At 65.0% G+C, this 26,636-nt stretch carries 24 protein-coding genes; 8 read left to right on the top strand and 16 right to left on the bottom strand.

The window, feature by feature from the left end; all coding sequences use genetic code 11:
* Window positions 1-622: 622 nt before the first annotated feature.
* A complete protein-coding gene (locus DNK34_RS13950; protein WP_131175696.1) occupies window positions 623-2,800 on the top strand; it encodes a malate synthase G in 2,178 nt (725 codons plus the stop codon).
* Window positions 2,801-3,054: 254 nt separating this feature from the next.
* Here the strand turns inward: DNK34_RS13950 and DNK34_RS13945 are convergent, their stop codons facing one another.
* A complete protein-coding gene (locus DNK34_RS13945) occupies window positions 3,055-4,098 on the bottom strand; it encodes an acyltransferase family protein (protein WP_131175697.1) in 1,044 nt (347 codons plus the stop codon).
* 111 nt (window positions 4,099-4,209) lie between these two features.
* A complete protein-coding gene (locus tag DNK34_RS13940) occupies window positions 4,210-5,250 on the bottom strand; it encodes a glycoside hydrolase family 5 protein (protein WP_131175698.1) in 1,041 nt (346 codons plus the stop codon).
* 302 nt (window positions 5,251-5,552) lie between these two features.
* Here DNK34_RS13940 and DNK34_RS13935 point away from each other — a divergent pair, with 302 nt between their 5' ends.
* The 6 genes from DNK34_RS13935 to DNK34_RS13910 all read left to right on the top strand — a co-directional run bounded on the left by DNK34_RS13935 (window position 5,553) and on the right by DNK34_RS13910 (window position 11,266).
* A complete protein-coding gene (locus tag DNK34_RS13935; protein ID WP_131175699.1) occupies window positions 5,553-7,484 on the top strand; it encodes a putative nucleotidyltransferase substrate binding domain-containing protein in 1,932 nt (643 codons plus the stop codon).
* Entirely contained in the window at window positions 7,481-8,188 is a 708-nt protein-coding gene (locus DNK34_RS13930; RefSeq protein ID WP_131175700.1) for a 3'-5' exonuclease, read from the top strand. The genes DNK34_RS13935 and DNK34_RS13930 overlap by 4 nt, the downstream gene beginning before the upstream one ends.
* Window positions 8,189-8,368: 180 nt before the next feature.
* A complete protein-coding gene (locus DNK34_RS13925; protein WP_242675164.1) occupies window positions 8,369-8,620 on the top strand; it encodes a hypothetical protein in 252 nt (83 codons plus the stop codon).
* Between the two features lie 71 nt (window positions 8,621-8,691).
* Window positions 8,692-9,336, top strand: coding sequence for a hypothetical protein (locus DNK34_RS13920; protein WP_131175701.1), 645 nt, complete (start codon window positions 8,692-8,694; stop codon window positions 9,334-9,336).
* Window positions 9,333-10,037 (top strand): hypothetical protein, encoded by a 705-nt coding sequence (locus DNK34_RS25720; RefSeq protein ID WP_131175702.1) that lies wholly within the window; start codon window positions 9,333-9,335, stop codon window positions 10,035-10,037. The genes DNK34_RS13920 and DNK34_RS25720 overlap by 4 nt, the downstream gene beginning before the upstream one ends.
* Before the next feature lie 320 nt (window positions 10,038-10,357).
* Window positions 10,358-11,266 carry a restriction endonuclease gene (locus DNK34_RS13910; protein WP_131175703.1) on the top strand — a complete coding sequence of 303 codons (909 nt, stop codon included), beginning with the start codon at window positions 10,358-10,360 and terminating at the stop codon, window positions 11,264-11,266.
* Window positions 11,267-11,333: 67 nt separating this feature from the next.
* On the opposite strand, the gene trhP is transcribed toward DNK34_RS13910, so the two are convergent.
* From trhP to pip, 14 genes are all read right to left on the bottom strand, one after another.
* A complete protein-coding gene (trhP, locus tag DNK34_RS13905; RefSeq protein ID WP_131175704.1) occupies window positions 11,334-12,650 on the bottom strand; it encodes a prephenate-dependent tRNA uridine(34) hydroxylase TrhP in 1,317 nt (438 codons plus the stop codon).
* 72 nt (window positions 12,651-12,722) lie between these two features.
* Window positions 12,723-12,872, bottom strand: coding sequence for a hypothetical protein (locus tag DNK34_RS25450; RefSeq protein WP_165496925.1), 150 nt, complete (start codon window positions 12,870-12,872; stop codon window positions 12,723-12,725).
* Complete coding sequence (locus tag DNK34_RS13900) at window positions 12,869-13,171, bottom strand: hypothetical protein (RefSeq protein ID WP_131175705.1); 303 nt, start codon at window positions 13,169-13,171, stop codon at window positions 12,869-12,871. The genes DNK34_RS25450 and DNK34_RS13900 overlap by 4 nt, the downstream gene beginning before the upstream one ends.
* A 48-nt stretch (window positions 13,172-13,219) precedes the next feature.
* Entirely contained in the window at window positions 13,220-14,575 is a 1,356-nt protein-coding gene (gene creD / locus DNK34_RS13895) for a cell envelope integrity protein CreD (RefSeq protein WP_131175706.1), read from the bottom strand.
* Window positions 14,576-14,765: 190 nt separating this feature from the next.
* Entirely contained in the window at window positions 14,766-15,203 is a 438-nt protein-coding gene (locus tag DNK34_RS13890; RefSeq protein WP_131175707.1) for a CBS domain-containing protein, read from the bottom strand.
* Between the two features lie 119 nt (window positions 15,204-15,322).
* Window positions 15,323-16,744, bottom strand: a complete 1,422-nt coding sequence (gene creC / locus DNK34_RS13885; RefSeq protein WP_131175708.1) for a two-component system sensor histidine kinase CreC — start codon at window positions 16,742-16,744, stop codon at window positions 15,323-15,325.
* A 61-nt stretch (window positions 16,745-16,805) separates the two neighbouring features.
* Complete coding sequence (gene creB, locus DNK34_RS13880; protein ID WP_131175709.1) at window positions 16,806-17,483, bottom strand: two-component system response regulator CreB; 678 nt, start codon at window positions 17,481-17,483, stop codon at window positions 16,806-16,808.
* 945 nt (window positions 17,484-18,428) lie between these two features.
* Window positions 18,429-20,459, bottom strand: a complete 2,031-nt coding sequence (locus tag DNK34_RS13875; protein WP_131175710.1) for a methyl-accepting chemotaxis protein — start codon at window positions 20,457-20,459, stop codon at window positions 18,429-18,431.
* 117 nt (window positions 20,460-20,576) lie between these two features.
* Window positions 20,577-21,077, bottom strand: coding sequence for a retropepsin-like aspartic peptidase RloA2 (gene rloA2, locus DNK34_RS13870; protein WP_131175711.1), 501 nt, complete (start codon window positions 21,075-21,077; stop codon window positions 20,577-20,579).
* Between the two features lie 384 nt (window positions 21,078-21,461).
* Window positions 21,462-22,196, bottom strand: coding sequence for an amino acid ABC transporter ATP-binding protein (locus tag DNK34_RS13865; RefSeq protein WP_131175724.1), 735 nt, complete (start codon window positions 22,194-22,196; stop codon window positions 21,462-21,464).
* Window positions 22,189-23,151: an amino acid ABC transporter permease gene (locus tag DNK34_RS13860; protein WP_131175712.1), complete on the bottom strand. Its 963-nt coding sequence runs from the start codon at window positions 23,149-23,151 to the stop codon at window positions 22,189-22,191. The genes DNK34_RS13865 and DNK34_RS13860 overlap by 8 nt, the downstream gene beginning before the upstream one ends.
* A gap of 107 nt (window positions 23,152-23,258) precedes the next feature.
* Window positions 23,259-24,050, bottom strand: a complete 792-nt coding sequence (locus tag DNK34_RS13855; RefSeq protein WP_131175713.1) for a transporter substrate-binding domain-containing protein — start codon at window positions 24,048-24,050, stop codon at window positions 23,259-23,261.
* Between the two features lie 161 nt (window positions 24,051-24,211).
* Window positions 24,212-24,649: a D-aminoacyl-tRNA deacylase gene (gene dtd, locus DNK34_RS13850; RefSeq protein WP_131175714.1), complete on the bottom strand. Its 438-nt coding sequence runs from the start codon at window positions 24,647-24,649 to the stop codon at window positions 24,212-24,214.
* The gene (gene pip / locus DNK34_RS13845) at window positions 24,646-25,617 is read right to left on the bottom strand and encodes a prolyl aminopeptidase (protein ID WP_131175715.1); all 972 of its coding nucleotides are present in this window, start codon (window positions 25,615-25,617) and stop codon (window positions 24,646-24,648) included. The genes dtd and pip overlap by 4 nt, the downstream gene beginning before the upstream one ends.
* Before the next feature lie 126 nt (window positions 25,618-25,743).
* On the opposite strand from pip, the gene DNK34_RS13840 reads away from it, so the two are divergent.
* Window positions 25,744-26,187 carry a hypothetical protein gene (locus DNK34_RS13840; protein ID WP_131175716.1) on the top strand — a complete coding sequence of 148 codons (444 nt, stop codon included), beginning with the start codon at window positions 25,744-25,746 and terminating at the stop codon, window positions 26,185-26,187.
* Window positions 26,188-26,636 lie beyond the last annotated feature (449 nt).

Below are 26,636 nucleotides of genomic sequence, written 5' to 3'. Positions count from 1 at the left end.
TGGCGATTGTGCCGCCAGGTCGGTCTTCGCCGTTTCCAGCTGCGGGCCAGGGCATTCGGGTCACCGGGATCGACAGGCCAGGCGGGGCGGACGGACAGGGCCGAACGCCTCAGGGAACAGCTGCAGTATAGGCAGCCAGCGCTATGGCGTCGCACAAGGCAAGCGATGCAGAGGCTGCCTGAGCCTGCCCGCACTCGATGAAAAGCGCTGGAGGCTGGAAAGCTGGACGAGAAACCGCTGTTTCGCGTCGTGCTCGAGCCGCTTTTCGTTCAGCCTCCAGCTTTCCAGCGCTGTTTCCGGCTCGGGCTCCTGCTTCGCTCTACCTCCTGCATCCATGCAGTCGCCGGCTCTTCGAGCGCATAGCGCGATTGCCCGGTTGCCCGAGCGCATGCACGCTGTTTTTCCCGCGACGTTCATGTAGTATTCGAAAAATATCACTACAAGATTTCCAACCCCGTCCCGCCGGCCGTGGAAAGCCCCGCTCACGAAGCACCTCCCGGTATTGCCGCATCACCCGGATCGGCCGCCAACAGCGGCCCTGGCAATGGCATGCCGGCGCAGTAAAGGGGTTTACCAGCCGGCAAAGCGGCTATACGAGTGCAGCGAAGCAGAGAGGCGAGTAATGACTGAACGTGTTCAAGTCGGTGGCCTGCAGGTCGCCAAGGTACTGTTCGACTTCGTCAACGACGAGGCCATTCCGGGTAGCGGCGTCAGCGCCGAGGCTTTCTGGGCCGGCGCCGCCGCGCTGTTCGCGGATCTGGCGCCGAAGAACCGCGCGCTGCTCGACAAACGCGATCGGCTGCAGGCGCAGATCGACGACTGGCACCGTGCCCGTGCCGGCCAGCCCCATGACGCGGCGGCCTACAAGGCCTTCCTCGAGGAGATCGGTTACCTGCTGCCGCCGCCCGCGGACTTCCAGGCGGCGACCCGCAACGTCGACGACGAGATCGCGCGCCTGGCCGGCCCGCAACTGGTGGTGCCGGTGATGAACGCCCGCTTCGCCCTGAACGCCTCCAACGCCCGCTGGGGCTCGCTGTACGATGCCCTGTACGGCACCGACGTGATCAGCGAAGAAGGGGGCGCCGAGAAAGGCAAGGGCTACAACCGGGTACGCGGCGACAAGGTCATCGCCTTCGCCCGCGCCTTTCTCGACGAAGCCGCGCCGCTGGCCAGCGGCTCCCATGCCGACGCCAGCGCCTACCGCATCGAAGGCGGCAAGCTGCTGGTCAGCCTCGGCAACGGCGAGCTCACCGGCCTGCGTGAGGCCACGCAACTGGTCGGTTTCCAGGGCGAGGCCGGCGCGCCGATCGCCGTGCTGCTGCAACACAACGGCCTGCACGTGGAAATCCAGATCGATGCCAGCAGCCCGATCGGCAGCACCGACGCGGCCGGGGTCAAGGATCTGCTGCTGGAGGCGGCGCTGACCACCATCATGGATTGCGAAGACTCGGTGGCCGCCGTCGATGCCGACGACAAGACCCTGGTCTACCGCAACTGGCTGGGCCTGATGAAGGGCGATCTGGCCGAGCAGGTGAGCAAGGGCGGCAGCAGCTTCACCCGCACCATGAACCCGGACCGGGTGTACACCCGTCCCGACGGCGGCGAGCTGACCCTGCACGGGCGCAGCTTGCTGTTCGTGCGCAACGTCGGCCACCTGATGACCAACCCGGCGGTACTCGACGCCGCCGGCAACGAACTGCCCGAAGGCATCCTCGACGCCCTGTGCACCAGCCTCGCCGCGCTGCACGACCTCAATGGCAACACCAGCCGCGGCAATAGCCGCACCGGCTCGGTGTACATCGTCAAACCGAAGATGCACGGCCCGGAAGAAGTGGCCTTCACCAGCGAGCTGTTCGGCCGCGTCGAAGCGATCCTGGGCCTGGCGCCGAATACGCTCAAGGTCGGCATCATGGACGAGGAGCGGCGCACCACGGTCAACCTCAAGGCCTGCATCGAGGCGGCCCGCGAGCGCGTGGTGTTCATCAACACCGGCTTCCTCGACCGTACCGGCGACGAGATCCACACCTCCATGGAAGCCGGCGCCGTGGTGCGCAAGGCGGCGATGAAGAGCGAGACCTGGATCGGCGCCTACGAGAACAACAACGTCGATATCGGCCTGGCCACCGGCCTGCCGGGCCGCGCCCAGATCGGCAAGGGCATGTGGGCCATGCCCGACCTGATGGCGGCGATGCTCGAGCAGAAGATCGGCCATCCGCTATCCGGCGCCAACACCGCCTGGGTGCCCTCGCCGACCGCCGCCACCCTGCACGCCCTGCACTACCACAAGGTCGACGTGTTCGCCCGCCAGGCCGAACTGGCCAAGCGCACGCCCGCGTCGCTGGATGACATCCTGACCATCCCGCTGGCCGCCGATACCAACTGGTCGGCCGAAGAGATCCGCAACGAACTGGACAACAACGCCCAGGGCATCCTCGGCTACGTGGTGCGCTGGATCGACCAGGGCGTCGGCTGCTCCAAGGTGCCGGACATCAACGATATCGGCCTGATGGAAGACCGCGCCACCCTGCGCATCTCCAGCCAGCTGCTGGCCAACTGGCTGCGCCATGGCATCGCCAGCGAAGCGCAGATCGTCGAGAGCCTCAAGCGCATGGCGCCGGTGGTGGACCGGCAGAATGCCGGCGACCCGCTGTACCGCCCGATGGCGCCGGACTTCGACGGCAATATCGCCTTCCAGGCCGCCCTGGAACTGGTGCTCGAGGGCAGCAGGCAACCCAACGGCTACACCGAACCGGTCTTGCACCGTCGGCGCCGCGAGCTGAAGGCCAGCCTGGCCCGTTAACATCCGCAAAATAAAGAAAGCCGCCGCAAGGCGGTTTTCTTTTGGCAAGTCGGAATAGGCGTAGGGTGGGTCAGCGACGCGATGCCTCGCACGTTCCCTCGGCGCGTCGCGTAACCCACCAGGCGATCGTCGGCATTACACCCAGGGAAATCGCCGCAGTGCCACCTATAACCGCTCCCGGGTATCGCTGCGCTCAACCCGGGCTACCAAGGCTGTCCGTAGCCTGCGGTTGAGCGCAGCGATACCCGGGGCTCCTATCCTGCCGGCTGCACCGCGATCCGGCGTTGCTGCCAGCGGTAGACGGAGAAACGCCTGGGCATCTCGTACAGCCAGTCGATCTTCAGCGCCTCGAGGAGCTTCGCCGCGATGATCGGCAACAGCACACCGGCCAGGCAACCGACGACGATGTGCAGGGTGTCGTCGTTGATCCCGAGGAACTTGCTGAGAATCACGCGCACGCCGCTGCCGGCCAGGATGTGCATCAGGAAGATCGGCATCGACAGCGCGCCCAGGGTCAGCACCCAGCCCAGCGGACGACGGGCCAGCACCATGCACAGGCTGACGCTGAACAGGATGCCGACCAGGGCCAGCAGCAGCGACGCCGCCCCACGGTCGGCGTAGGTCAGCCCGAGGGGGCCGTGGAACAGGTACTGCAGGACGACGAACGCCAGGCCACTGCCGAGCAGCACCGCCGAAGCGCTCGACTCGATGCCGTCACGGATGTGGTTGAACCAGATGCCCAGGGCGAAGAACACGAAATTCTGCGCCAGGAATACCAGCGCGGCGACCTTGGGCGTCCACTGCTGCAGCAGGTAGAACAGCGCACTGAGCAGCAGCAACGGCAGGAAGGCCCGCGGCGAGAACCAGCGGTACAGCAGGATCGCCAGACAGAACGCGGCGAACAGCGCATAGAGGAACCAGAACTGCGCCCGTGGCGACCACAGCAGCGCCAGTACCTCGCCGATACCCACGCCACCGTTGGTATAGCGCGCCAGCAGCACTTCGATGCCGCCCTGCAACAGCGACCAGAGCACGAAGGGGTAGAAGATGGTATCGATCTTGTTGCAGAACAAACCGCCGCTGCCGCGATTGTTCAGCGAATGCCAGAAGAACAGCCCGGACAGGAAGAAGAACAGCGGCATGTGGAAGGTGTAGATGATGCTGTCCACCAGCCAGTGGAAATCCACGTTCTCGGTGATGATGCCGCCGTTGAGCAAGCCACGCACCACATGGCCATAGACCACCAGCAGGATGCCGATGGCCTTGGCGTAATCCACCCAGAGATTGCGATTCGTCATGCATGCATCCTTGAGGAAGTGTGCGGACGGGGTACGCCCGCTGCATGGGCCTGCTGCCGTGTCGGCACAGGCCCGCGTTGCTCAGAGGTCAACAGACCCCTGGCCCTCGACTCAGGTTCCCGGGCCGATGCTGGTGCAGTTGCCGCCCCCCAGGTACTTCTGCAGCACGGCCCACTGCGGCCTGTCCACGCCCTTGACCGGTTCCACCGAGAGCTTGTGGTTGCCCCACGATGGCCCCGCCGCCCAGTAGGTGAAGGGAATGCAGTGTTTCTGCAGATAGGCGAGCACGTTGTCCAGCGCCACCAGGCCGGGGGCGTCATCGGCGGGCACGCCGAATTCGCCGATATGGCCCTTCTTGTTGTGCTCGATCAACCAGTTCACGAACGGCTCGATGCGCTTGACCCCGATCATCGGGTCCAGATTGCTGGCCAGCGCCTGTTTGTAGCTGCCGCTGCCATCGGGATCGATGTACATGTGCGCGGAGTAGACGATATTGTCCGCCGGGTCCTGCAGGTCGAGCAGCGCATCGTTGAGTTTCGGCCAGCGCAGCGCCGAGGAATACTCGGCGCCCTCGACGTAGACCGCATTGCGCGAATCGTGCTTACGCACACCGTCGATGCCGGCCTGAGCCACGGCGGGCCAGTATTGGTTGGCGGCGCCGTAAGGCTCGTTCATCAGGTCATAGGCATAGATCGCAGGGTTGTCGCCCCAACGCTCGGCGATACGCTCCATCAGGTTGCGGTAGGCCGAGATCGGCACCTCCTCGGTGCCGATCACCTTGCCGTAGTAGCGCCCGTAGTTATGCACATCGAGCATCACCTCGATGCCGTTCTGGTGCGCCTCGGTCAGGGTCTTGTCGATCAGCCTGGCGTAGCTCTCGTCGAACTCGCCATTGGCCTTGGGCTGCAGGCGTTCCCACTGGATGGAGAAGCGTACCCAGCTGATACCTTTCTGCTGCCACTTTTCGTAATAACCCTTGGGCGGGAAGAAGAAATTGGTGCCGTGCTTGCCGGGAATGTGCGAACTGGCGAAGGCGGCCCCGGCGACGTTGAGGCCGATCAGCTCGACGGGTTTCTGTTGTGCACTGACGCTGCTGCTCAGGACGATGCCCGCGCAAAGCGCCAGTACGCTGCGAAAGATGATGGCGCTCATGAGGCGCTCCTCCCAATGGCCGGAAATCGAAAGCGAGGCCGGGCTCGCAAAAACCGTGTTGCAGACACATGAGGACGCCAAACGGCGGCAGAGGTTCACGACTGCCGGCAGATTAGACACGCGGACGAAGCAATGGCGATGGCCCGGACACGCGGGACGAGCGCAAGGCCACCAGGCCGGCAAGCGCGAACGCGGCATGCCGTAAACGCGAACACCCGCCCGGAAGCTAGACTTACGTCCTATGTCGATCGGCGCTGGCCGCGGCCACCATGTCGTCCATCACCAGAACGGGGAGCCGAGTCATGAGCAAAGCGGACGCCTTCGCCCAGGCCGGCAAGACCGCGGTGCGGCAGAACATCCACGGCACCCTGGCGTTCCTGCAGAAATTTCCGCCCTTCAACCAGATGGACACGGCGCACCTGGCCTATCTGGTGGAACACTGCCAGCTGCGCTTCTATGGCGAAGGCGACACTATCGTCCAGCCCGACGATGGCCCGGTGCAGCACGTCTACATCGTCAAGCAGGGCCGGGTGCACGGGCAGCGGCCGCATTCGGCGCGGCGCGGCGACGAAACCACCTTCGAGATCAGCACCGGCGAGTGCTTTCCCATGGCCGCCCTGATCGGCGAACGGGCGACGCGAACCGCGCACCTGGCGGCCGAAGACACCTTCTGCCTGCTGCTGGACAAGAGCGCTTTCGTCAAACTGTTCTCGCTGTCGGCGCCCTTGCGCGATTTCGCCCTGCGCGGCGTCAGCAGCCTGCTCGACCAGGTCAACCAGCAGGTGCAGATGCGCGCCGTGGAAACCCTCGGCTCGCAGTATTCGCTGGACACCCGCCTGGGCGAACTGGCCATGCGCCAACCGATCGCCTGCGCAGCGGACACGCCCCTGCGCGAAGCGGTCAAACGGATGCACGAGCAGCAGGTCGGCAGTATCGTCATCGTCGATCCGGACCTGCGCCCGCTGGGCATCTTCACCCTGCGCGACCTGCGCCGGGCGGTGGCCGACGGCAGTTCCCTGGAGCAGCCGATCAGCGGCCTGATGACCCGGGCGCCGTTCCACCTGCCACCCGGCGCCAGCGCCTTCGATGCCGCCATCGCCATGACCGAGCGGCACATCGCCCATGTCTGCCTGGTGGAACAGGGCCGGCTGTGCGGCGTGGTCTCGGAGCGCGACCTGTTCTCCCTGCAACGCGTCGACCTGGTCCACCTGGCGCGCACCATCCGCCACGCCGGGCGCGTGGACAGCCTGGCAGCGCTGCGCGACGACGTGCGCCAACTGGTCGACCGCATGCTCGCCCACGGCGCCAGCTCGACGCAGATCACCCACATCATCACCCTGCTCAACGACCATACCGTATGCCGGGTGATCGAGCTGACCCTCGAAGACATGGGCGATCCGGGCGTGCCCTTCACCTGGCTGTGCTTCGGCAGCGAAGGGCGCCGCGAACAGACCCTGCATACCGACCAGGACAACGGCATCCTCTTCGAGGCCGAAGATGGCGCCGCCGCCGCGGCAATCCGCGGACGCCTGCTGCCACTGGCCGCGGAGATCAACCAGCGCCTGGCGCGCTGCGGCTTCAGCCTGTGCCAGGGCAATATCATGGCCGGCAACCCGCAGCTGTGCCTGTCGCGCCAGGAATGGTCGCGGCGTTTCGCCGGTTTCGTGCGCGAAGCCTCGCCGGAGAACCTGCTGGCCTCGACCATCTATTTCGACCTGCGCGTGGTCTGGGGCGAGGTGCAGGGCTGTGAGCAACTGCGCGAGGAACTGCTCGCACAGATCGCCGACAACCGCCTGTTCCAGCGCATGCTGGCCGACAACGCGCTGCGCCAGCGCCCGCCGGTCGGGCGCTTCCGTGACTTCGTGGTGGCCCGCAAGGGCGCCGAGAAGGACACCCTCGACCTCAAGGTGCAGGGCCTGACGCCCTTCGTCGACGGTGCCCGCCTGCTGGCGCTGGCCAATGGCATCAAGGCCTGCAACACCCTGCAACGGCTGCGCGAACTGATCACCGGCGGGATTATCGACGCCCAGGACGGCGCCGCCTTCGAAGAGGCCTACCACTTCATCCAGCAGACCCGCATGCAGCAGCACCAGTTGCAGGCGCGCCAGGGTCTGCCCTACTCCAACCGCATCGACCCGGACAGCCTCAACCAGCTGGATCGACGCATCCTGCGCGAAGCCTTGCGTCAGGCCCAGCGCCTGCAAAGCAGCCTGACGCTACGCTATCAACTATGAATGCCCTGCGCTGGCTGACCGGCCGCCCCTCACCCCTGCCCCCCGAACGACAGCGCCGCTGCGACGCGCTGCCCGTACCTGCCACCCTCGACGACACGCCCCTGGCACGCCAGCGCCTGGTGGTGCTCGACCTGGAGACCAGCGGCCTGGATCTCAAACGCGACCAGGTGCTGTCGATCGGCGCCGTGGTGATCGACGACGGCGCCATCCAGCTCGGCCAGCAGTTCGAGTGCACCCTGCAGCGCGAGGATCACCGGGTCAGCGCCAGCGTGCTGATCCACGGCCTGGCCCCCAGCGACATCGCCGCCGGCATCGAGCCGGCCGAAGCGCTGCTGGCCTTCATGGAATTTCTCGGCGACAGTCCGCTGCTGGCTTTCCATGCCGGCTTCGACCAGCGCATGCTCGCCCGCGCCCTCAAGGAAACCCTGGGGCTGCGCCTGCGCCACACCTTCCTCGACGTCGCCGAACTGGCGCCCATGCTCTGCCCGCAGGCCGGGATACGCCAGGGCGGGTTGGACGACTGGACGCGTCACTTCGGCCTGCAGGTGCACCAGCGCCACCATGCCAGCGCCGATGCCCTGGTCACCGCGGAACTGGCGCTGATCCTGTTCAGTCGCGCACGCAGGCAGCAGCTCGACAGCCTCGAGGCCCTGCAACAGCGCCTGGCCGGCTGGCGCCGCCGGCAGCAGGCACCGTCGCTGTGAACAGTGCCGCTCTGTAACGGCTGCGCTTGCCATCACGCCTTTACCTGATGCACCGCAGCGAGCAGGCTTTGCCCACATGCGCAACCACCGTGCTCAGCAGCCACCCATCTTGGTTAAGCTGCGGCATATGTTGCACAACTGCGCGCGTACCTGTGCAGATCAGGCCACCAAGGATCGATCATGGCAGTCTTCACTTTTCTCCAGGAACACGACCCGGTATTCGTGCAACTGGCGAGCACCGCCGAGCGGGTATTCGCCAGCGATCCCAACACCACGTTGATCAAGCTACGCCAGCTCGGCGAAGCCCTGGCCCAGGATCTGGCCGGCCGTGCCGGCATCGAATTCGATGCCACGACGACCCAATCCGACCTGCTCTACAAGCTCGGCCGAGAGATCCAGCGGGATCAGAACATCCGCAGCCAAGCGAATTGACAGCCGCCATGCAGCAACGCTTAAACTGTCCTCAGTCCCAGGACAAAGGACAGTCGCTAATCGAGGCCGCCATGAAGAGTCAAGACGTTCTGCTGCTGATCAAGTTGATCTGCCTTGAGCAACGCGAGCGCCTGCAGCGACGGCTCGACAACGAAACGGCAGCGCTGATCGAACGCAGCGATATCGACCAACCCGGCCAATGGCAAGGCTGGGAAGATCAGTCTGAACAAGATCCCCCTGTTCATCACGACAGCTACTCCGTTCGGGCCCTGCAAGCCTCACTCGGTATAAGCAAAACCGAAATTGCCGCTGCACTGAAACGCTGCCAGCAAATCGGGCTGTTGCGCCTGGACCCGAACACCCAGTTGCCGCGGGTCAACAGCAAAGCGTTACTGGGCTTCATCGAACATGGCTTGCGCTACGTCTTCCCGGTCAAGCCGGCAGAAATCGTGCGCGGCATTCCTACAGGCTTTTCCGCCCCCGCTCTGCAAAACAAGTTGATGAGCGGCGGCGACCTTATCCATGTCTGGCCTGACGCTTACGGTAATCGCAAGGGGCAATCCATCACCCCCCTGTTCAGGACAGTGCCAGGTGCGGTCAAGAAAGACCCACGCCTGTACGAATACCTGGCCCTCATCGATGCAATCCGCCTGGGTAATGCCAGGGAAGCCAACCTCGCCAACGAGATTCTGCGCGACAAGGTTCTGCAAGCATGAGCCACATACACAACATTGAAATGCTCGAAGTCGTCGCCCAAGCACTCGGCCAAGACCTTTGCCAGGAGGTCGCGTTCGTGGGCGGCTGTATCACGGCCTTGCTGCTGACCGACGAGCTCAGCCGGGAAGAAGTGCGCTACACCGACGACGTCGACCTGGTCATCCATCTGGCCGGCTATGTCCAATGGCAAAAGCTGGTCGAACGATTGCGACAGAAGGGCTTCAAGCAGTCGTCACAGGACGAGGTCATCTGCCGCATGCGCCTGGGCGAGTTGAAGGTCGACTTCATGCCCGCAGACGACGAAACCGCCAACCTGCTGGGCTGCAATAACCGTTGGTTCGAGGATGGCCTGGCCAACGCGCAGTGGCATGAATTGCCGAGCGGCTGCCGCATCCGCCTGTTCACCCCGCCCTACTTTCTCGGCAGCAAACTGGAAGCCTATGCCGGGCGCGGCGCGCAGACCCCATTGGGCAGCCAGGATCTCGAGGACATGCTCAACCTGGTTAACGGCCGCGAAGAACTGCAGCGGGAAGTCGACGCCGCAGCCCCCGAACTACGCGCCTATCTGGCCCACACACTGACCGCACTGCTGGACAATAACGAGTTCGGCTACCTGGTACAGGACGCCGCCCGTGGCGACAGCGAGCGCGAGCAGATCATCTGGCAGCGACTACGCCACATCGCCCAGGTAGTTGCCTGAATGCGCGCGACCGTGCAATGGCATACCCAGGCCGGCTCCATAACAGCCGACAGCCGGGGCACCTTCGCCCATGTCGAGCAAGCACATGCCAGCCTCTACCTGATTGCCGATGGCAGTAGCAGCCCCCACTCAGCGGAGAACTGGGCAACGCCCTGCTTGCCCGGCTCGCGCTCGATCTCAGTCACTTGCCAGCGGCTGAACCGAACCCTGCGCAACTGGCGGATCGCAACGCAATCGAAGCAGCCATCGCCGACTGGTGCGCAGATGCCAGGCAGAAACTGAAGGCGCCCATCGGCACCTGAACGACATAGGAAACGACCATGGCCATCCCCGACTTCCAATCCGTCATGCGCCCGGTTCTGGCCACGGTTGCCGATGGGCTACCGCTGAGCCTCAAGGCCCTGCGCGAGAGCGTTATCGAGCAGTTCCAGTTGAGCGAAGCCGAGCGCCACGAAATGCTGCCTTCGGGCCGGCAGACGGTGATCAACAACCGCATCGGCTGGGCGCGCACTTATCTGAACAAGGCGGGATTGTTGAGCATTCCGGGCAAGGGCCTCGTACAGATCACCGAGCGTGGCCGCGAAGCCTTGGCGAGCGGGCCACAGCGGATCACCGTCAGTTGGCTCAAGCAGTATCCGGAATTCAGTGCCTTTCACGGTGTACGCCCGGCGGGGGATGCGCCCTTGCCACAGGCCGAGCCGGCAGATGACATCACGCCTGACGAGCAATTGAACCTGGCCCATCAGGCCCTGCTGCAGTCGCTCGCCGATGAATTGCTCGCCCAGGTGCGCAACGCCTCGCCGAGCTTCTTCGAACAACTGGTGGTCGATCTGATGATCGCCATGGGCTACGGCGGCTCACGCAAGGAAGCCGGCCAGGCGACCCAGCAGACCAACGACGATGGCATCGATGGCATCATCAAGGAAGACAAGCTCGGCCTGGACGTGATCTACCTGCAGGCCAAGCGCTGGAGCAACACGGTGCATCGCCCGGAAATCGACAAGTTCATCGGCGCCCTGACCCGCCAACGCGCCCGCAAGGGTGTGTTCATCACCACCTCGGAGTTCTCCCCGGGAGCACGCGCAGCGGCGCAGAGCCTGGATATCAAGGTGGTGCTGATCGATGGCGTGGAACTGGCACGGCTGATGGTCGAAAACAACCTGGGCTGCAACGTGAAGCAGATCTACGAAATCAAGCAGATCGACTCGGATTACTTCACCGAAGACTGAGCCCGGTCGCTGCCACGCGCCATCTAGCCGATGCCGCCATCCCACGAATGAAGCTCGGCAGGCGCCGCTACAGATCCCGCATCAACAAGGCGTACTGCAGTTCCACCCCGGCCGGCAGCGGCAGGTACAGCACATGGCCGTCGCCCGGGGCCACCGGGACGTGCTGGCCCCGGGCGTTTTCCAGGTGCTCCAGGGTGAAGCGCAGGTTGCCTTGCGGGGTCATCAGCTCCAGGCCATCGCCGACGGCGAAGCGGTTCTTCACCCGCACTTCGGCCAGCTCCCCACGGCGCTCGCCGGTGAACTCGCCGACGAACTGCTGACGTTCCGACAGCGAGCTGCCGTGCTGGTAGTTCTGGTATTCGTCGTGGACATGGCGGCGCAGGAAACCCTCGGTGTAGCCGCGGTGGGCCAGGGACTCCAGGCTGTCCATCAGCGAGCGGTCGAAGGGCCGGCCGGCCACCGCGTCGTCGATCGCCTGGCGGTAGACCTGGGCGGTGCGCGCACAGTAGTAGTGGGACTTGGTGCGTCCCTCGATCTTCAGCGAATGCACGCCCAGGCGCACCAGTTGCTCGACGTGCTGCACCGCGCGCAGATCCCGCGAGTTCATGATGTAGGTGCCGTGTTCATCCTCGAACACCGGCATCTGCTGTCCGGCCTCGATGCCGTCTTCGAGCACGAACACCCGCTCGCTCGGCGCGCCGATGCCCAGGGTCGGCTCGACCTGACGGACGATCTCGCCCAGTTCGTTCTCGCTGGCGGCCTTGACGTCGTACTGCCAGCGACAGGCATTGGTGCAGGCGCCCTGGTTGGGGTCACGGCGGTTGAGGTAGCCCGACAGCAGGCAACGCCCGGAGTAGGCCATGCACAGCGCACCGTGGACGAACACTTCCAGCTCCATGGCCGGCACCCGCTGGCGGATTTCCTCGATCTCGCCCAGCGCCAGTTCGCGCGACAGGATCACCCGCTGCAAGCCCTGGCTCTGCCAGAACGCCACGCTGGCCCAGTTCACCGCATTGGCCTGCACCGACAGGTGAATGGGCATCCGCGGGTGTTGCTCGCGCACCAGCATGATCAGCCCCGGATCGGACATGATCAGGGCATCGGGAGCCATCTCGATCACCGGCTGCAGATCGTCGAGGAAAGTCTTCAGCTTGGCGTTGTGCGGCGCGATGTTGACCACCACGTAGAAGCGCTTGCCCTGGGCATGGGCCTCGGCGATGCCCTGGGCCAGGTGCGCGTGATCGAACTCGTTGTTGCGCACCCGCAGGCTGTAGCGCGGCTGGCCGGCATACACCGCGTCGGCGCCATAGGCGAAGGCGTAGCGCATGTTCTTCAGGCTGCCGGCCGGCGACAGCAGTTCGGGGCTAAAGGGCGGGATGGACATGACGTCGCGGGCTCACGGATGACGGGGCCGGCGATTCTAGAAGCAGCGGCGGCGACGGCCATTGATCTGCATCTATGCCGGCGCATCGCCGCCATGCCGCGACGGACAGGACGCGGCAGCCGGCAGCGGCGCCCGGGGCGCGGTCATGAACAGCAGCGCGATGCGCCGCGCCAGCAACTGGCCGACACGGGCATCCTCGCGCAGGCCGATGCGCCCGCTCATCGCCGGTACCAGAGGCGGAAGAACCCCAGGGCCAGCAGCAGGGCGATCTGCGCCAGGGCCACGCACAGTTGCAGGAAGGATTGCACGGCGTGGTTGGCGGCCGCATCGCCCACCCCGGTCAAGCCATCCCAGAACGACCCGGGCAACAGCAGCAGGCTCAGTTGGGCGAACGGCTTGCCGCTGAGCAGCAGCAGGTCGATCCAGTCGAAGCGGCCGACGAACATCAGGCCGATCAGCAGCACCGCGGCGAGGCACAGGCCGAGGGCGAAGCAGGCGGAAAATTGCAGGCATGCGCGCATGGTCGAATCTCCATGGGCGCGGCCAGACCAGGCCGCGCCGGTCAGTCGTCAGGGGTGGGTGGCCGGTTCGCTGGCGGGGCTCTTGCCGACCCCGTACCAGTCCAGCTTGCGGGTCAGCAGCATGATGCAGCCCAGTACGGCGAAGACCAGCAGCGAACCCATCAGCAGGGCGTAGTCCTCGGCGCCGAGCAGGCCGTAGAGCAGCCCGTACAGGGTCGCCAGGAGCGCGCCGAAGGCCATGCCGCGCGACCAGCTGCGTAATACGCTGCTGACATAGAAGCCGTTCAGCGCGACGCAGCCGAGGGCCGACAAGCCGTAGGCCAGGGCGAAGCCCAGGTGCTCGGACAGCGACAACAGCAGCAGGTAGAACAGCGCCAGCGACAGCCCGACCAGGGCGTACTGCACCGGGTGCACGGCCAGGCGCTTGAGCACCTCGAAGAGAAAGAACACGGCGAAGGTCAGGGTGATGAACAGCAGCGCGTACTTGATCGCCCGATCGGCCTTGAGGTACTGATCCACCGGATCGATGAAACTCACGCCGAACACACGGCTCTGGAAGGCGCCACAGGAGCCGTTCACGCAGGCGTTCAGGGCCTCTTCCATGTCGGTGGCGAAGAAGCTGGTCTGCCAGCGGGCCGTGAAACCCTGCCCGCTCACCTCGCGCTGGGTGGGCAGGTAGTCGCCGATGAAGCTGGGATGCGGCCAGTCGGAACGCAGCTCGACCTGGCTGTCGCGGCCGACCGGGGTGATGCTCAGTTGCTCGGTGCCCTGCAGGTTGAGCTCGAAGGCGAACGCCAGCGCCTGCTCCTGGCCGGCATCCAGTTCAGGCAGCGGCACGTGCACACCGGCGCCGAGCGCATCGCTGCCGGTGCCCGGCTGGAAATTCAGCAGGGTGTCGTTGAGGCGCAGCTTGAGATCGTTGCCGATGCCGCGCACATCGCTGATACCCACGGCGATGAAGGCCTGGTCGAACTGGTAATGCTCGATGTCGTCGCCGAGGCCGTACTGGGCCGGCACGTTGAACTGCCCGCTGATACGGTTTTCGCTGTGATACAGGCGCGCCTGGTAGATACCGCGATAGCGCAGCTCGGTGCGTACATCGCCATTCAGGACGAAACGATCCGGCAGGAAGTACAGGCGCCCGCGCTCCGTGCCTTCCTCCAGGTAACGCTCACTGGAGCCGGCCACGCTCTTCCACTGCCGGACTGTCTTGCGGTAGGGCACGATCAGAATCGGTCCGCTGAGCTGCTGGCGATAGCTGGCGCTGCGGGCGATGTCCTGCAGCACCTGGTCGCGCTGCCGCTGGCGCTCGCCGACCAGACCGTCGATCAGCAGCAGGGGAATCATCAGCAACAGGATCAACAGGGCGATGGTGCCCAGTTTCAGGGTCAGGCTTCGGTTCATGGCGCAGCTCTCCGTGCGGTTTCGATGCACGGAGTCTGGCCACGCCCTGTGGAGGCCGCGTGGAGCCTGGATGGAGATCCTGTGGAGATTGTGGGGAAACAGCCAGCGGATGCGCAGGGTGGCGCGAGGCGGATGAAAAGCGCGGCCCCTGGCGCGTCCGGGCTGACGCGCGCTGGGCCATTGCCGGGTCTTATTCGCCGCGGATGTACTGCTCCAGGTGCTGGATCAGGTTTTCCTGCTCGCTGATGATCTCCTTGACCAGGTCACCGATGGACAGCAGGCCGATCACCTGCCCGTCTTCCACCACGGGCAGGTGGCGCAGGCGGCCGCTGGTCATCAGCTCCATGCAGCGCCGGCTGTCTTCCTTCGGCTCCACGGTGACGACCTTGGCGGTCATGATATCGCCCACCGTCAGCGCCGCGGCCGAACGCTCCAGCACGGCGATCTTGCGCACGTAGTCGCGCTCGCTGACGATGCCGGCCAGGCGCCTGCCGTCGAGCACCACCAGCGCGCCGATGCCTTTCTCGGCCATCAGCTTCACCGCATCGAACACCGAGGTGGAGGGAGTAACGCTGTAAACATCGGTGTAGGACTTGCCCTTGAGCACATCGGCCACGGTCTTTTTCATGCGCGTTCTCCCTGTACCGGTCGATTGGCGATCAGCTCAGCATAGCCAAACTCTCGACATCCGCATCATGGGCCGAGCCAGGTGGTTGCCGCGGCATGCGTAGCGCTCGGGTGCGCGCGTCAACGCGGAAAACTCAGGCAGACCTCGACGCCGCCCTCGACGTTGCCGATCCGCAGCTCAGCGCCGTGCAGGTCGACCACCTCCTGGACGAAGTTCAGCCCCAGGCCGGTACTCTTGCGCCCACCCTGCGGTCGCGCCAGGGAATAGAAACGCTCGGTCAGGCGCGGCAACGCATAGTCGGGAATCGCCTCGCCCTGGTTGAACAGGCGCAATTGCAGCATCTCGCCCTGCACGCCCATGGAGAAGCGGATCACGCCACCCGGCGGGGTGAAGTCCAGCGCGTTATCGAGCAGGTTGGCCAGGGTCTGGCGCAGCAGGAAGCGCTCGCCGAGCAGCACCTGGTCCTCGCCAACCAGGTTATCCACACGCAATCCGGCACGCTCGATGCGCGCCATCTGCGCCAGCACCAGGCTGTCGATCAAGGCACGCATCGGCACGGCCACGCGCTCTTCCAGGCCCTGGCGCTGCTCCACCTGGGCCAGGTGCAAGAGGCGCTCGACCAGGTTCTGCAGGCGCGCGCCTTCCTCGCCGATATTGGCCACGAAACGCTGGCGCTGCTCGTCGGGCATATCGCCCTCGAGCAACTCCGCCGCGCCGCGAATGGCCGCCAGCGGGCTCTTCAGTTCGTGGGTCAGGGTGTGCACGTAGCGTTCGACGTAGGCCTTGCCCTCGAGTTCGGTGCGCATCCGCTCCACCGCCTGAGCCAGTTGCCCGAGCTCGCCCCCGCGCACATTGGGCAGCTCGGCGCGGCGCCCCTCGCTGACCGCCTGGGCGTAACGGGTCAGGCGCCGCAGCGAGCCGCTCAACCACCAACTGAGCAAACCGCCGACCAGCAGCCCGAGGCCGATCAGCCCGGCGCCGAGCCAGCCCAGGCGCCGCTGGGAGCGCTCGATGTAAGGCTGCAGGGTGCGGTTGGGCTTGGCCACCGAGACCACGCCGATAATCTCGCCGGCCTCGACGATGGGCGCGGCCACGTACATCACCGAGGAATCCGGGTCGCTGGCATCCTCGCGGGTCGAACGTACGCCGTAGCGACCGCGCAGGGTCAGGTACACGTCGTTCCAGCGCGAATAATCCTGCCCCACCGCCAGGCCGCTGGAGTCGAGCAGCACGATGCCCCGGGCGTCGGTGACATAGATGCGGTGATTGACCTGGGTCTTGGGCACGCCCCAGATCTGCGCCTGGGGCTCGCGCCGGCCATAGGCCTTGAGCAGTTCGGGCAGCTCGCCCTGGGTCAGGCGCCCCGACTTGACCTCGTCACGCAGGATCACCGCCAGCAGGTGGGCGGTATCGACCAGGGTCTCCTCGGTGGACTGGCGTACCCCGGGACGGATCTCATCCATCACCGTGCTGAGCACGAACCAGCCGGACAGGCCGACGAACAGGAAGTACGCCAGGAAGATGCGTACACCGAGGGGCATCAGCGTTCACTCCCCTGCGCCAGGATCGGCCTCTTGTTCCCGTCCACGGCGGCGCCCGCGCTCATTCCAGCCTCAGGCTGTAGCCCAGGCCGCGATGGGTCTGGATCGGCTCGGCCTGCGGGGCGACCTGGCGCAGCTTGGCGCGCAGGCTCTTGATGTGGCTGTCGATATTGCGCTCGTAACCGACATCGGCGGCCACGCCCAGGGCATCGAGCAGTTGCTCGCGGCTGAACACCCGCTCCGGCTGGCCCAGCAAGCATTGCAGCAACTGGAATTCCAGGCGGGTCAGGCTCAGGGCATGGCCGTGGTAATCGATACGCACCCGCTCGCTATCGATGCGGAACGGCCCATCGACCGCCTTCGCGGCGGCCTCTCGAGGGCCGACACGCTTGAGAATGGCCTTGACCCGCGCCGCCACTTCACGCGGGCTGAAGGGCTTGACCACGTAATCGTCGGCGCCGATCTCCAACCCCACCACCCGGTCGATCTCGTCATTGCGCGCAGTGAGAAAGATCACCGGCACCTCGGAGAAACGCCGCAGACGCTTGCAAGCCTCGAAGCCACTGATATCCGGCAGCCCCACGTCGAGGATGAGCAGGTCGAAGGCCTCGCGGGCCAGCAGCTCGAGCGCCTCCCCGGCCAGGGTCGACCAGCGCGTGGCGAAGCCCTCGGCCTGCAGGGCATAGACGAGGGTATCGGCAATCGCGGCTTCATCTTCGACGATCAGGATGGTCGCCATGGGGCATCCCTGCTGCTGCACTCTGGGTCGAGGAGCCTGCGACAGGGCAGGCATGACGTCAAGGGTGGCGCCGCCGATGCGGCGTCATGCAATTACCCACAGAACAGGTGGATGAAACTGTGGATAAGTCTGGTATGAAAGCGTCGGAAGCGCTGTTCGCCTGGCCTGCGGGCAAGCGTAGGTTTTTTGATCGGAGCCTTTTCCACAGCCGATAAATCGTCATAAGGCACTGTATTCAGTGCAGTTTCCCCATCAGGACCGCGCCGACTTCGGCGTGCGGAGGAGAGCCCCGGCGCTATGCACAAATAACGTGGAATAATCTGTGGATAAACCGGGGATGGCTGCCGCTGAAGCAGAGCCGCCGCGCCCTGCGTGGCGTCGTACATTTTATGAGCAGAAACGGGAAATAGACTTTTTCGGGAATGTCCAGATAGGCCGCTTCATGCCATACCGAGTCGCGGTCAGCAATCGCCGCGGGGTCGCGGCTCCTACACATGGGCGGTTGCCACCGATCCGTAGGAGCCCCGACCTCGGGGCGATGCGATAGCAGCCATTGCGCTGAGACAGGTTCTTTCACGTGAAAAACGATCGGCCCCACCAGCCCAGTGAAAAGGCTTCGGCGACTATGCACAATTACCGTGGAAGATACTGTGGATAAGCTCGGGATGAAGCGCTGCCAGGCAGGCTCGACGGGGCCTGCAAAGGCCCGTACAGTTTTTGACCAGAGCGCTGAAAAAGCGCAGGACAAAGAATCCAACCCACTGTAATTGCTGGTTTTTATCGAAGAGTACCCACGGGCAGCGACGCATGCGGATGTTCGCTCGAAGCATGCACAATTTGCGTGGACGAACCTGTGGACAACGCGGGGATGACACGGCGCAGGCCACGGCTGGCGCGGCCTGCGCCAAGGCGTACGTTTTCTGATCGATCCCCGCTCGACAGCCTCTATTGCAGGCGGAAACGCCCGGTATTCTGTGCCAGTCGTTCACTGCCCTGGCGCAACTGATCCGCTGCCGTATTGACCATGCGCGCACCCGCCAGCAAGGCACTGGCGGCCTGGTCGACCTGCTGGATATTGTCGCTGACCTCGTCGGCCGTCGCCGCCTGCTGTTCCGCGGCGGTGGCGATCTGCGCCAGCCGGTCGCTGACCCGCTGCACCGACTCGACGATGCCATCGAGGTCTTCGCTCATGGCCAGGACATTGCCGACATCGCCTTCGGCCTGGGTGACCGCCTGCTCCATTTCGCTGACCGACTGGCCGGCCACCCTGTGCAGGTCGGCCACGGTCTGGGCGATTTCCGCGGTGGAATTCTGCGTACGCTGCGACAGCGAGCGCACCTCATCGGCCACCACGGCGAAGCCGCGTCCCTGTTCGCCGGCCCGCGCCGCCTCGATGGCCGCGTTGAGCGCCAGCAGGTTGGTCTGCTCGGCGATGCCCTTGATCACGTCGACCACACGGGTGATCTGCTCGGTCTGCTGGCGCAGTTGCTGCAACGTGGCGGCGCTGCCGGTCAGGCGCTTGCTCAGCTCGCGCATGCTGGCGCTGGTACGGGTGCTGCGCTGGTTGCTCTGGTTGGCGATTTCACGCGTCTGCCCGGCCTCGACGGCAGCCTGCTCGCAGCTCTGCGCAACGCTCTGGGCGGTGGCCGCCATCTGCGTCGCGGCCGTGGCGATCTGGCTCATCTGCGCCTGCTGCTGCTCGACCGCGTCGAGCGACGTGTTGGCCTGGCTACCCAGCCCCTGCACGGTTTCGTCCAGGCTCCGGCTTTCCCGGCCGACGCCCTGCATCGAATCGCGCAGCTGCGCCACGGCCGTGTTCAAGGCCGCGGCGATGCTCGCCAGATCGTCCGCGCCATGCACCTGCATGCGCACTCGCAGGTCACCGTCACGCAGCCCTTCGGCGGCTTCGATGATGCCGGCCGTGCTGCGCCGGATGGAGGCGTTGAGGCACAGCAACAGGTACAGCGCCAGCAGCGTCAGGGCGCCGAAGATCAGGATGGTGCGCAGCATGTCGCGCTGCGCCTGCTGCCGGTAATCGCCGAGGCTGGCGGTGAACTGCTCGAACACCGCCTCGCGCAGGCCGAGCAGGTGGCCCTGCAGGGTTTCGACACGCTGCACGAATTGCGCGGGCTGCAACACCATCGGGCTGGCCTCGAACATGTCGCGGTCGATCTCGCCGAAGAACTGCTGCAGCCCCTGCTCGGCCTCGACGAACGGCGCCTGCAGCCTGACCATGCTGGCGGCCGACGCCTGTTCGAGGGTGGTACGGGTCTTGATCATCTGCGCCCCGGACAGCTCCAGCGAACGACGCAGGTCACGCACCAGCACCCGGTTCTGCAGGGTGAAGTGCTGCGCCACCAACGACCCGTAGCCCTGGCTGGCGAAATTGCCGAGGTTCTCCAGCAGACGCGGCAGGGTGAAGGTCAGTTGCTCCATCATCAGGTAGGTGTCGAGGTACGGGTCGAGGATCAGCCCGCTGTCGGTGGCCACCTGCTCGCGCAGTACCAACAGCAGGGACAGGGTCTTCTGGTAACGCTCCAGAGCGTCGAGCAGGGCCATCTTGCCCAGTATGGCCAGATCCAGCTCGCCACGCGAAGCCTGCAGGGCCTCCAGTTGCTGACGGGCCTGGGTACCCAGCGAAGGTTGCTGCAGACGCTCGGTAGCCGCTTCCAGCGCCTGGTCGAGACGCGGCGCGCGCTCGCGCAGCAGCGCTTCGGCAGCCGGGTCGTTGCCCTTCCAGCGCGCCAGCAGCAGGCGCTGCTCGAGCAGTTCCTGTTCCACCTGCGCCAGTGCGTGGATGCCTTGCATGCCATCGAGCTCGCGATCGAGCAGCTCGATCCTGGCCAGATTGCTGCTGGCGATCACCCACAGCGCATAGCCCAGGGGGGCGATGAACAGCACGAACAATAGCTGGAACTTGCGCGTGAAGCTGACACGCTCCAGCAGCCGAATACCCGGTTTGAGCAGTCCACTCATACAGCACCTCAAAAACGTTGAGCCACACGCATACTACGGTGTGGCATTACGCTATCGCCAAGCAAGAAACACGCCTGTGCCAGGCAGAGGGCTATGCAGGCCGTCGGCTTTATTCGCTCAGCACTGAGGCCTTGCCGCAGTATAGCGATTGGCCGGATCGATGGCCGCCTCCAGTTCACGCAGGGCACTGGCGCCGATCAGCAGCGGGTAATCGAAGTGGCTGCGGTCGGTCAGGTTGACCTCGATGGTACGCACCTCCTCGCCCAGGCAGATGTCCATGTCGACCACCGGACGCCTGGCGAAGGATGGCGCGTCCGAACCGCCCTCCTCGGCGCGATTCTTGATCTCGGTAATACGCGCCAGGGGCTTCTCGAAGACCTGCTCGTCGGCCTCCTCGATGGCCAGACGAAAACGCACCCAGTCCTCGCCATCGCGCTCGAAGTGTTCGATATCCCGCGCCGACAACGACGCGGTCATTGCCCCGGTATCCATCTTGGCCTTGAGCGTCTGACCAATCTGCGGCAGCCCGATGTATTCGTAACGGCCATAAAGCGTCGGTTGATTCGCCATCGCGGGCAGCGTAACGATAGCTGCCAGCAGGGCTAGAACGGTTTTCACGCCAGAACATCCTCATGCAGAAATAGTCAGCATTCGGACTGATCGCACCCCGGATGGTTCGACTCGGCAACGCAAGCGACAAGTACCCAGTTAGTTAAGCGTTTGGCCCGCAAAACGGCGGTTTGCCCAGACCCCGTAGGAGCCGCGACCCCGCGGCGATTGGTGGTCGTGACGCGCCTGTGGAATAGCCAGCATCGCATCGCGCCGAGGTCGACGCTCCTACACGGGCGGCGGTTTGCCGCTCTGCCATAGGCGCCCCCTCGGCGATTGATGGGTTTCACCCATCCTACGCGGATAGCTCGACTCCTTCGCAGCGGCAAGCCACAAGCGGCAAGCGGGCTCGGCGCTTGTAGCTTGTAGCTTGTAGCTTGTAGCTGGCGCAGCCTAAAGCACCTGGCGCAGGAACGCCTGTGCTCGTGGGTCCTTCGGCTGAGCGAAGAACTGCGCCGGCGGCGCATCCTCCAGCAGCTTGCCGTGATCGAAGAACAGCACGCGGTCGGCCACTTCCCGGGCGAAACCCATTTCGTGGGTCACGCAGACCATGGTCATGCCTTCCAGGGCCAGTTGCTTCATCACGTCGAGCACCTCGCCGACCATTTCCGGATCGAGGGCCGAGGTCGGCTCGTCGAACAGCATCACCTTGGGCTCCATGCACAGGGCCCGGGCGATGGCCACGCGCTGCTGCTGGCCGCCGGAGAGGCGCGACGGGAACTCGTCGACCTTCTGCCCGATACCGACCTTGTCCAGCAGCGCGCGGGCCTTGGCCTCGCGCTCGGCCTTGCCGCGCTTGCGCACCACCTTCTGCGCCAGGCACAGGTTCTCCAGCACAGTCATGTGCGGGAACAGGTTGAAGTGCTGGAACACCATGCCGACTTCACGGCGGTAGGCATTGATATCGGTTTTCGGGTTGGCCAGGTCGACGCCATCGATGCTCACCGAACCGGCGTCCAGCTCCTCCAGGCCGTTGAGGCAACGCAGGAAGGTCGACTTGCCCGAGCCGGACGGGCCGATCACCACCAGCACCTCGCCGCGCGCCACCCGGGTGGTGACGCCGTCGACGGCACGCACCTGATGGCCACGGGCATCGAACACCTTGACCAGATCACGGACTTCAATCACTTTGCGCAAGCCTCCGTTCCAGGCGGTTGGCGATCTGCGACAGCGGCAGGTTGATCACCAGGTACAGCGCCGCCACGCAGAACCAGATCTCGAAGGTGGAGAACGAGGTGGTGATGGCCTCGCGGCCGCTCTTGGTCAGTTCGGTAATGGCGATCACCGAGACCAGAGAGGTGTCCTTGACCAGGCTGATGAACTGCCCGGCCAGCGGCGGCAGCACGCGCTTGAAGGCCTGCGGCAGGATCACGTGGCGCATCGACTGCGCCGCGCTGAGGCCCAGGGAGCGTGCGGCTTCGTCCTGCCCACGGACGATGGACTGCACCCCGGCGCGGACGATCTCGCCGACATAGGCCCCGGTGAACAATGCCAGGGCGGCGACCCCGGCGAACTCCCGGGACAGGTTGAGCACCGTGCCGATGAAGAAGTAGAAGATGAAGATCTGCACCAGCAGCGGCGTACCGCGCACCAGCTCGACATACAGGGTCGACAGGTGGCGCAGGGTCGGATTGGCCGACAGCCGGCACAGGCCGGTGAGCAGGCCGAGCAGCAGACCGAACACACCGGCGGCCACGGAGATCCACAGGGTGGTCCACAGCCCCCAGAGCAAGGGCCCGGCGGCCCAGTGGCGATTGACGCCGATGACATCGCCCTCGGCGACATCGTCACCCTGGCTGAACTGCAGGCTGTCACGGGCCACGCTCAGCACCTGCGCGTCGCCCGACTCGCCGAGCAGGGTCACCAGGGCGTCGTCGCCCTGGTCGCGGATCGCTTCGACGCGGCCGTAATCGGCGGCACGCTGCGCCTCTTCCGCCTGGTAGGCGAAATATTGCGGTACCCGGTTCCAGCGCCACTCGTAGGCGATCAGCGAGGTGGAGTACCAGATGCCCACGGCCACCACGACCAGGATCAGACCGGTCAGCAGGTGCCAGGGCCAGGTTCGGCGTTGTTTTCTAGTCACGATGAATCCCGCTATACAGGCAAAAGGCAGGTTGGGCCGAGGGTCCAACCTGCCGCATCCAGCTCTTGCTCTTGCTCTTGCTTGAAGCTTGAAGCTTATGGCTGCTTTTATTCCATATCCTTCAGCCAGTTGCTGTTCTTGAACCACTTGTCATGGATTCGCGCGTAGGTGCCGTCTTCACGGATCTGGTGCAGCCAGTTGTTGATCCAGTTGAGGCTGTCGTGATCGCCTTTCTTCAGGCCGAAGGCCAGGGGTTCGAAGGTGAAGGGCTCGTCGAGAAACACCAGCTTGCCGGCGCCGGCCTTGTTCACCGCCACGACGTTGTACGGGGCGTCGTAGATGAAGGCATCGGCCTTGCCGTTGACCACGTCCATCACCGCTTCCTGCTCGTTGTCGAAGCCGCTGTACTTGGCCTGGGCGATCAGCTTCTTGGCGACCATCTCACCGGTGGTGCCGACCTTCGAGGTGATGCGGTAGTCGGCGCTGTTCAGATCCTTGTAGCTCTTGACCTTGTCTGCCAGCTCCTTGCGGATCAGCAGGGTCTGGCCGACCACGATGAAGGGCTCGGAGAAGTTGATGCGCAGGTTGCGCTCCTGGGTCAGGGTCATGCCCGAACCGATCATGTCGAACTTGTCGGTCAGCAGCGCCGGGATGATGCCGTCATAGGCGGTGGACACCAGCTCCAGCTTGACGCCCATGGCCTTGGTCATGGCCTTGAGCAGATCGACTTCGAAGCCGATGATCTCGCCACGCTTGTTGGTCATCTCGAACGGCATGTAGGTCGGGTCCATGCCCACGCGCAGGGTACCGCGCTTGACCGCATCGTCGACGACGCCAGCCTGGGCCAGGCCGGTGACGGCGCAGGCGGATAACAGCAGTGAGGCGAGAAGCTTCTTCATTCTTGATCCTGAATGGCAGACAGTGATGGGCGCGCGGAGAAACGCGGCGCGGCATGCTAACCGCGATCGTCATGAATGGCGAGGGGCAGCCATGAGCCTCAAGCGACAAGCTGCAAGCGGAACAGGCACGGCTTCTCGCTTGAAGCTTGAAGCTAAGATCGTCAGGTTTGCAGCAGCAAGGTCACCGGCCCGTCGTTGACCAGATGCACCTGCATATCGGCGCCGAAGCGGCCGCTGCCGACCTGCGGGTGCTGCAGCCGGGCCTGCTCCAGCAGGTGCTCGAACAGCGCTTCGCCGAGAGCCGGTGGCGCGGCGGTGGAGAAGCCGGGGCGCAGGCCGCTGCGGGTATCGGCGGCCAGGGTGAACTGCGAGACCAGCAGCAGGCCGCCGCCGACGTCGCGCAGCGAACGGTTCATCTTGCCCGCCTCGTCGCTGAACACCCGGTAATTGAGCAGCTTGTGCAGCAGCCTGGCGCAACTGGCCTGGTCGTCCTGGGGCTCGACGCCGACCAGCACCAGCAAGCCCTGGTCGATGGCGCCGAGCACCTCGCCCGCCACTTCCACGCGGGCACTGCTGACCCGTTGCAGCAGCGCCTTCATGCTTCGTCGGGGGCCAGGTCGAGCAGGCGCCGGGCGATCTGGTCGGCAGCGCGCACCAGGGCATCGGTGATACCCGGCTCGGCGGCCGAATGGCCGGCATCACGGATGATCTGCAGTTCGCTGTTGGGCCAGGCCTGGTGCAGGGCCCAGGCGTTGTCCAGCGGGCAGATCACGTCGTAGCGGCCATGCACGATGATCCCCGGCAGGTGGGCGATCCTGGGCATGTCGCGCAGCAGTTGATCCGGCTCGAGGAAGGCGTTGTTGACGAAGTAGTGGCATTCGATGCGGGCGATCGACAAGGCGCGGTGGCTTTCGGCGAAACGATCGACCACCTGGGGGTTGGGCCGCAACGTGGCGGTGCGCCCTTCCCAGCATGACCAGGCCTTGGCCGCGTGCATCTGGGCGATCTGATCGGAACCGGTCAGGCGCTTGTAGAACGCCTGCATCAGATCGCCCTGCTCCTCGGCCGGAATCGGCGCCAGGTAGTCCTGCCAGTAATCGGGGAACAGGCGGCTGGCGCCTTCCTGATAGAACCAGTGGAACTCCTGCGCACGGCACAGGAAGATGCCGCGCAGGATCAGCGCATGCACCCGCTCCGGATGGGTCTGGGCGTAGGCCAGCGACAGGGTCGAGCCCCAGGAGCCGCCGAACAGCACCCACTTGTCGATACCCAGGTGCTCGCGCAGACGCTCCATGTCGGCGACCAGATCCCAGGTGGTGTTGTCGTCCAGGCTGGCATGCGGCGTCGAGCGGCCACAGCCGCGCTGATCGAAGGTGACGATGCGGTACAGGTTGGGATCGAAGTAGCGACGGCTCGCCGCGTCGCAACCCGCCCCCGGGCCACCATGCACGAACACCACGGGCAGACCATCCGGCGAGCCGCTTTCATCGGCGTAGAGGACATGCGGCTCCGCTACCGCCAGCTCGTGGCGGGCGTAGGGTTTGATCTCCGGATACAGCGTCTGCATGGTGTGCTCCTGAGTGAAGGTTTAGGGTACGCTCGGCACGCCCGCACGACCGCTCGTGCGCCGGTCGGCGAGCCACCACCGTTTTCCGCTCTGTCGGGCATCATAACCATGAAACAGGAGTTGAGCATGTCGATAAGGGAATTTGTAGCCCGGTCATTGCCGTTCATGTTGACGTTCGCGCTGCTCGGTGGCTGCGCTGGCGGCAGCGATCCGCAGGCGGCGCTGGACGCCGCCGTGCAGCAGTTGCAGGACAACCTGGAAGCGAAGCAGACCGGCGCGGTGCTCGAGCAGTTGCATGGCGAGTTCACCGCCCAGCAGGTCAACGACCGGGAGTGGGCCAGACGCACCATGACCCTGCTGTTCCTGCGGCACAAGAACGTCAAGGTACTGGCCCTGAGCAAGCACAGCCACATCGATCCGACCTACAGCGAAAAAGGCTACACCGAGGCCCAGGTCGCCCTGACCGGCGCCGAGGGGCTGATCCCCGACAGTGCGCGGCATTTCAGCGTGAAGCTCGAGTGGTGGCAGGACGATGGCGAGTGGAAGCTGGCGCGACTGGAGTGGGATTGAGGCTCAGCTGACGGGCGTGCTGGCATCGTAGGGTGGGTAGAGACGCATTCGGTCTGACGGCCGTCCCTGGAGCAGGCTGCCGCAACCCGCCATCGGTACATCACCCGATAGCGCTTGATGGGTTACACAGCGCTCCACAACCGCCTTGCCTGATCGGTCACTGCCCAGCGCTGCTTCACCCATCCTACGGATGACTGGCGCGGATCGTAGGGTGGGTGGAGGCGCATTCGGTCTGACGGTCGTCCCTGGAGCAGGCCGCCGCAACCCACCATCGGTACATAGCCCGATAGCGCTTGATGGGTTACGCAGCGCTCCACAACCGCCTTGCCCGACCGGTCACTGCCCAGCGCTGCTTCACCCATCCTACGGATGACTGGCGCGGATCGTAGGGTGGGTAGAGACGCATTCGGTCTGACGGTCGTCCCTGGAGCAGGCCGCCGCAACCCACC

It is taken from the genome of Phytopseudomonas dryadis (assembly GCF_004327355.1).
Classification (GTDB): Bacteria; Pseudomonadota; Gammaproteobacteria; order Pseudomonadales; family Pseudomonadaceae; genus Aquipseudomonas; species Aquipseudomonas dryadis.
This window is presented reverse-complemented; position numbering and strand designations above follow the sequence as displayed.

Bases quoted from the DNA above. Each gene is read 5' to 3' on its own strand.
- DNK34_RS13950 (WP_131175696.1), top strand. From the start codon at position 623: ATGACTGAACGTGTTCAAGTCGGTGGCCTGCAGGTCGCCAAGGTACTG.
- DNK34_RS13945 (WP_131175697.1), bottom strand. From the start codon at position 4,098: ATGACGAATCGCAATCTCTGGGTGGATTACGCCAAGGCCATCGGCATC.
- DNK34_RS13940 (WP_131175698.1), bottom strand. From the start codon at position 5,250: ATGAGCGCCATCATCTTTCGCAGCGTACTGGCGCTTTGCGCGGGCATC.
- DNK34_RS13935 (WP_131175699.1), top strand. From the start codon at position 5,553: ATGAGCAAAGCGGACGCCTTCGCCCAGGCCGGCAAGACCGCGGTGCGG.
- DNK34_RS13930 (WP_131175700.1), top strand. From the start codon at position 7,481: ATGAATGCCCTGCGCTGGCTGACCGGCCGCCCCTCACCCCTGCCCCCC.
- DNK34_RS13925 (WP_242675164.1), top strand. From the start codon at position 8,369: ATGGCAGTCTTCACTTTTCTCCAGGAACACGACCCGGTATTCGTGCAA.
- DNK34_RS13920 (WP_131175701.1), top strand. From the start codon at position 8,692: ATGAAGAGTCAAGACGTTCTGCTGCTGATCAAGTTGATCTGCCTTGAG.
- DNK34_RS25720 (WP_131175702.1), top strand. From the start codon at position 9,333: ATGAGCCACATACACAACATTGAAATGCTCGAAGTCGTCGCCCAAGCA.
- DNK34_RS13910 (WP_131175703.1), top strand. From the start codon at position 10,358: ATGGCCATCCCCGACTTCCAATCCGTCATGCGCCCGGTTCTGGCCACG.
- trhP (WP_131175704.1), bottom strand. From the start codon at position 12,650: ATGTCCATCCCGCCCTTTAGCCCCGAACTGCTGTCGCCGGCCGGCAGC.
- DNK34_RS25450 (WP_165496925.1), bottom strand. From the start codon at position 12,872: ATGAGCGGGCGCATCGGCCTGCGCGAGGATGCCCGTGTCGGCCAGTTG.
- DNK34_RS13900 (WP_131175705.1), bottom strand. From the start codon at position 13,171: ATGCGCGCATGCCTGCAATTTTCCGCCTGCTTCGCCCTCGGCCTGTGC.
- creD (WP_131175706.1), bottom strand. From the start codon at position 14,575: ATGAACCGAAGCCTGACCCTGAAACTGGGCACCATCGCCCTGTTGATC.
- DNK34_RS13890 (WP_131175707.1), bottom strand. From the start codon at position 15,203: ATGAAAAAGACCGTGGCCGATGTGCTCAAGGGCAAGTCCTACACCGAT.
- creC (WP_131175708.1), bottom strand. From the start codon at position 16,744: ATGCCCCTCGGTGTACGCATCTTCCTGGCGTACTTCCTGTTCGTCGGC.
- creB (WP_131175709.1), bottom strand. From the start codon at position 17,483: ATGGCGACCATCCTGATCGTCGAAGATGAAGCCGCGATTGCCGATACC.
- DNK34_RS13875 (WP_131175710.1), bottom strand. From the start codon at position 20,459: ATGAGTGGACTGCTCAAACCGGGTATTCGGCTGCTGGAGCGTGTCAGC.
- DNK34_RS13855 (WP_131175713.1), bottom strand. From the start codon at position 24,050: ATGAAGAAGCTTCTCGCCTCACTGCTGTTATCCGCCTGCGCCGTCACC.
- dtd (WP_131175714.1), bottom strand. From the start codon at position 24,649: ATGAAGGCGCTGCTGCAACGGGTCAGCAGTGCCCGCGTGGAAGTGGCG.
- pip (WP_131175715.1), bottom strand. From the start codon at position 25,617: ATGCAGACGCTGTATCCGGAGATCAAACCCTACGCCCGCCACGAGCTG.
- DNK34_RS13840 (WP_131175716.1), top strand. From the start codon at position 25,744: ATGTCGATAAGGGAATTTGTAGCCCGGTCATTGCCGTTCATGTTGACG.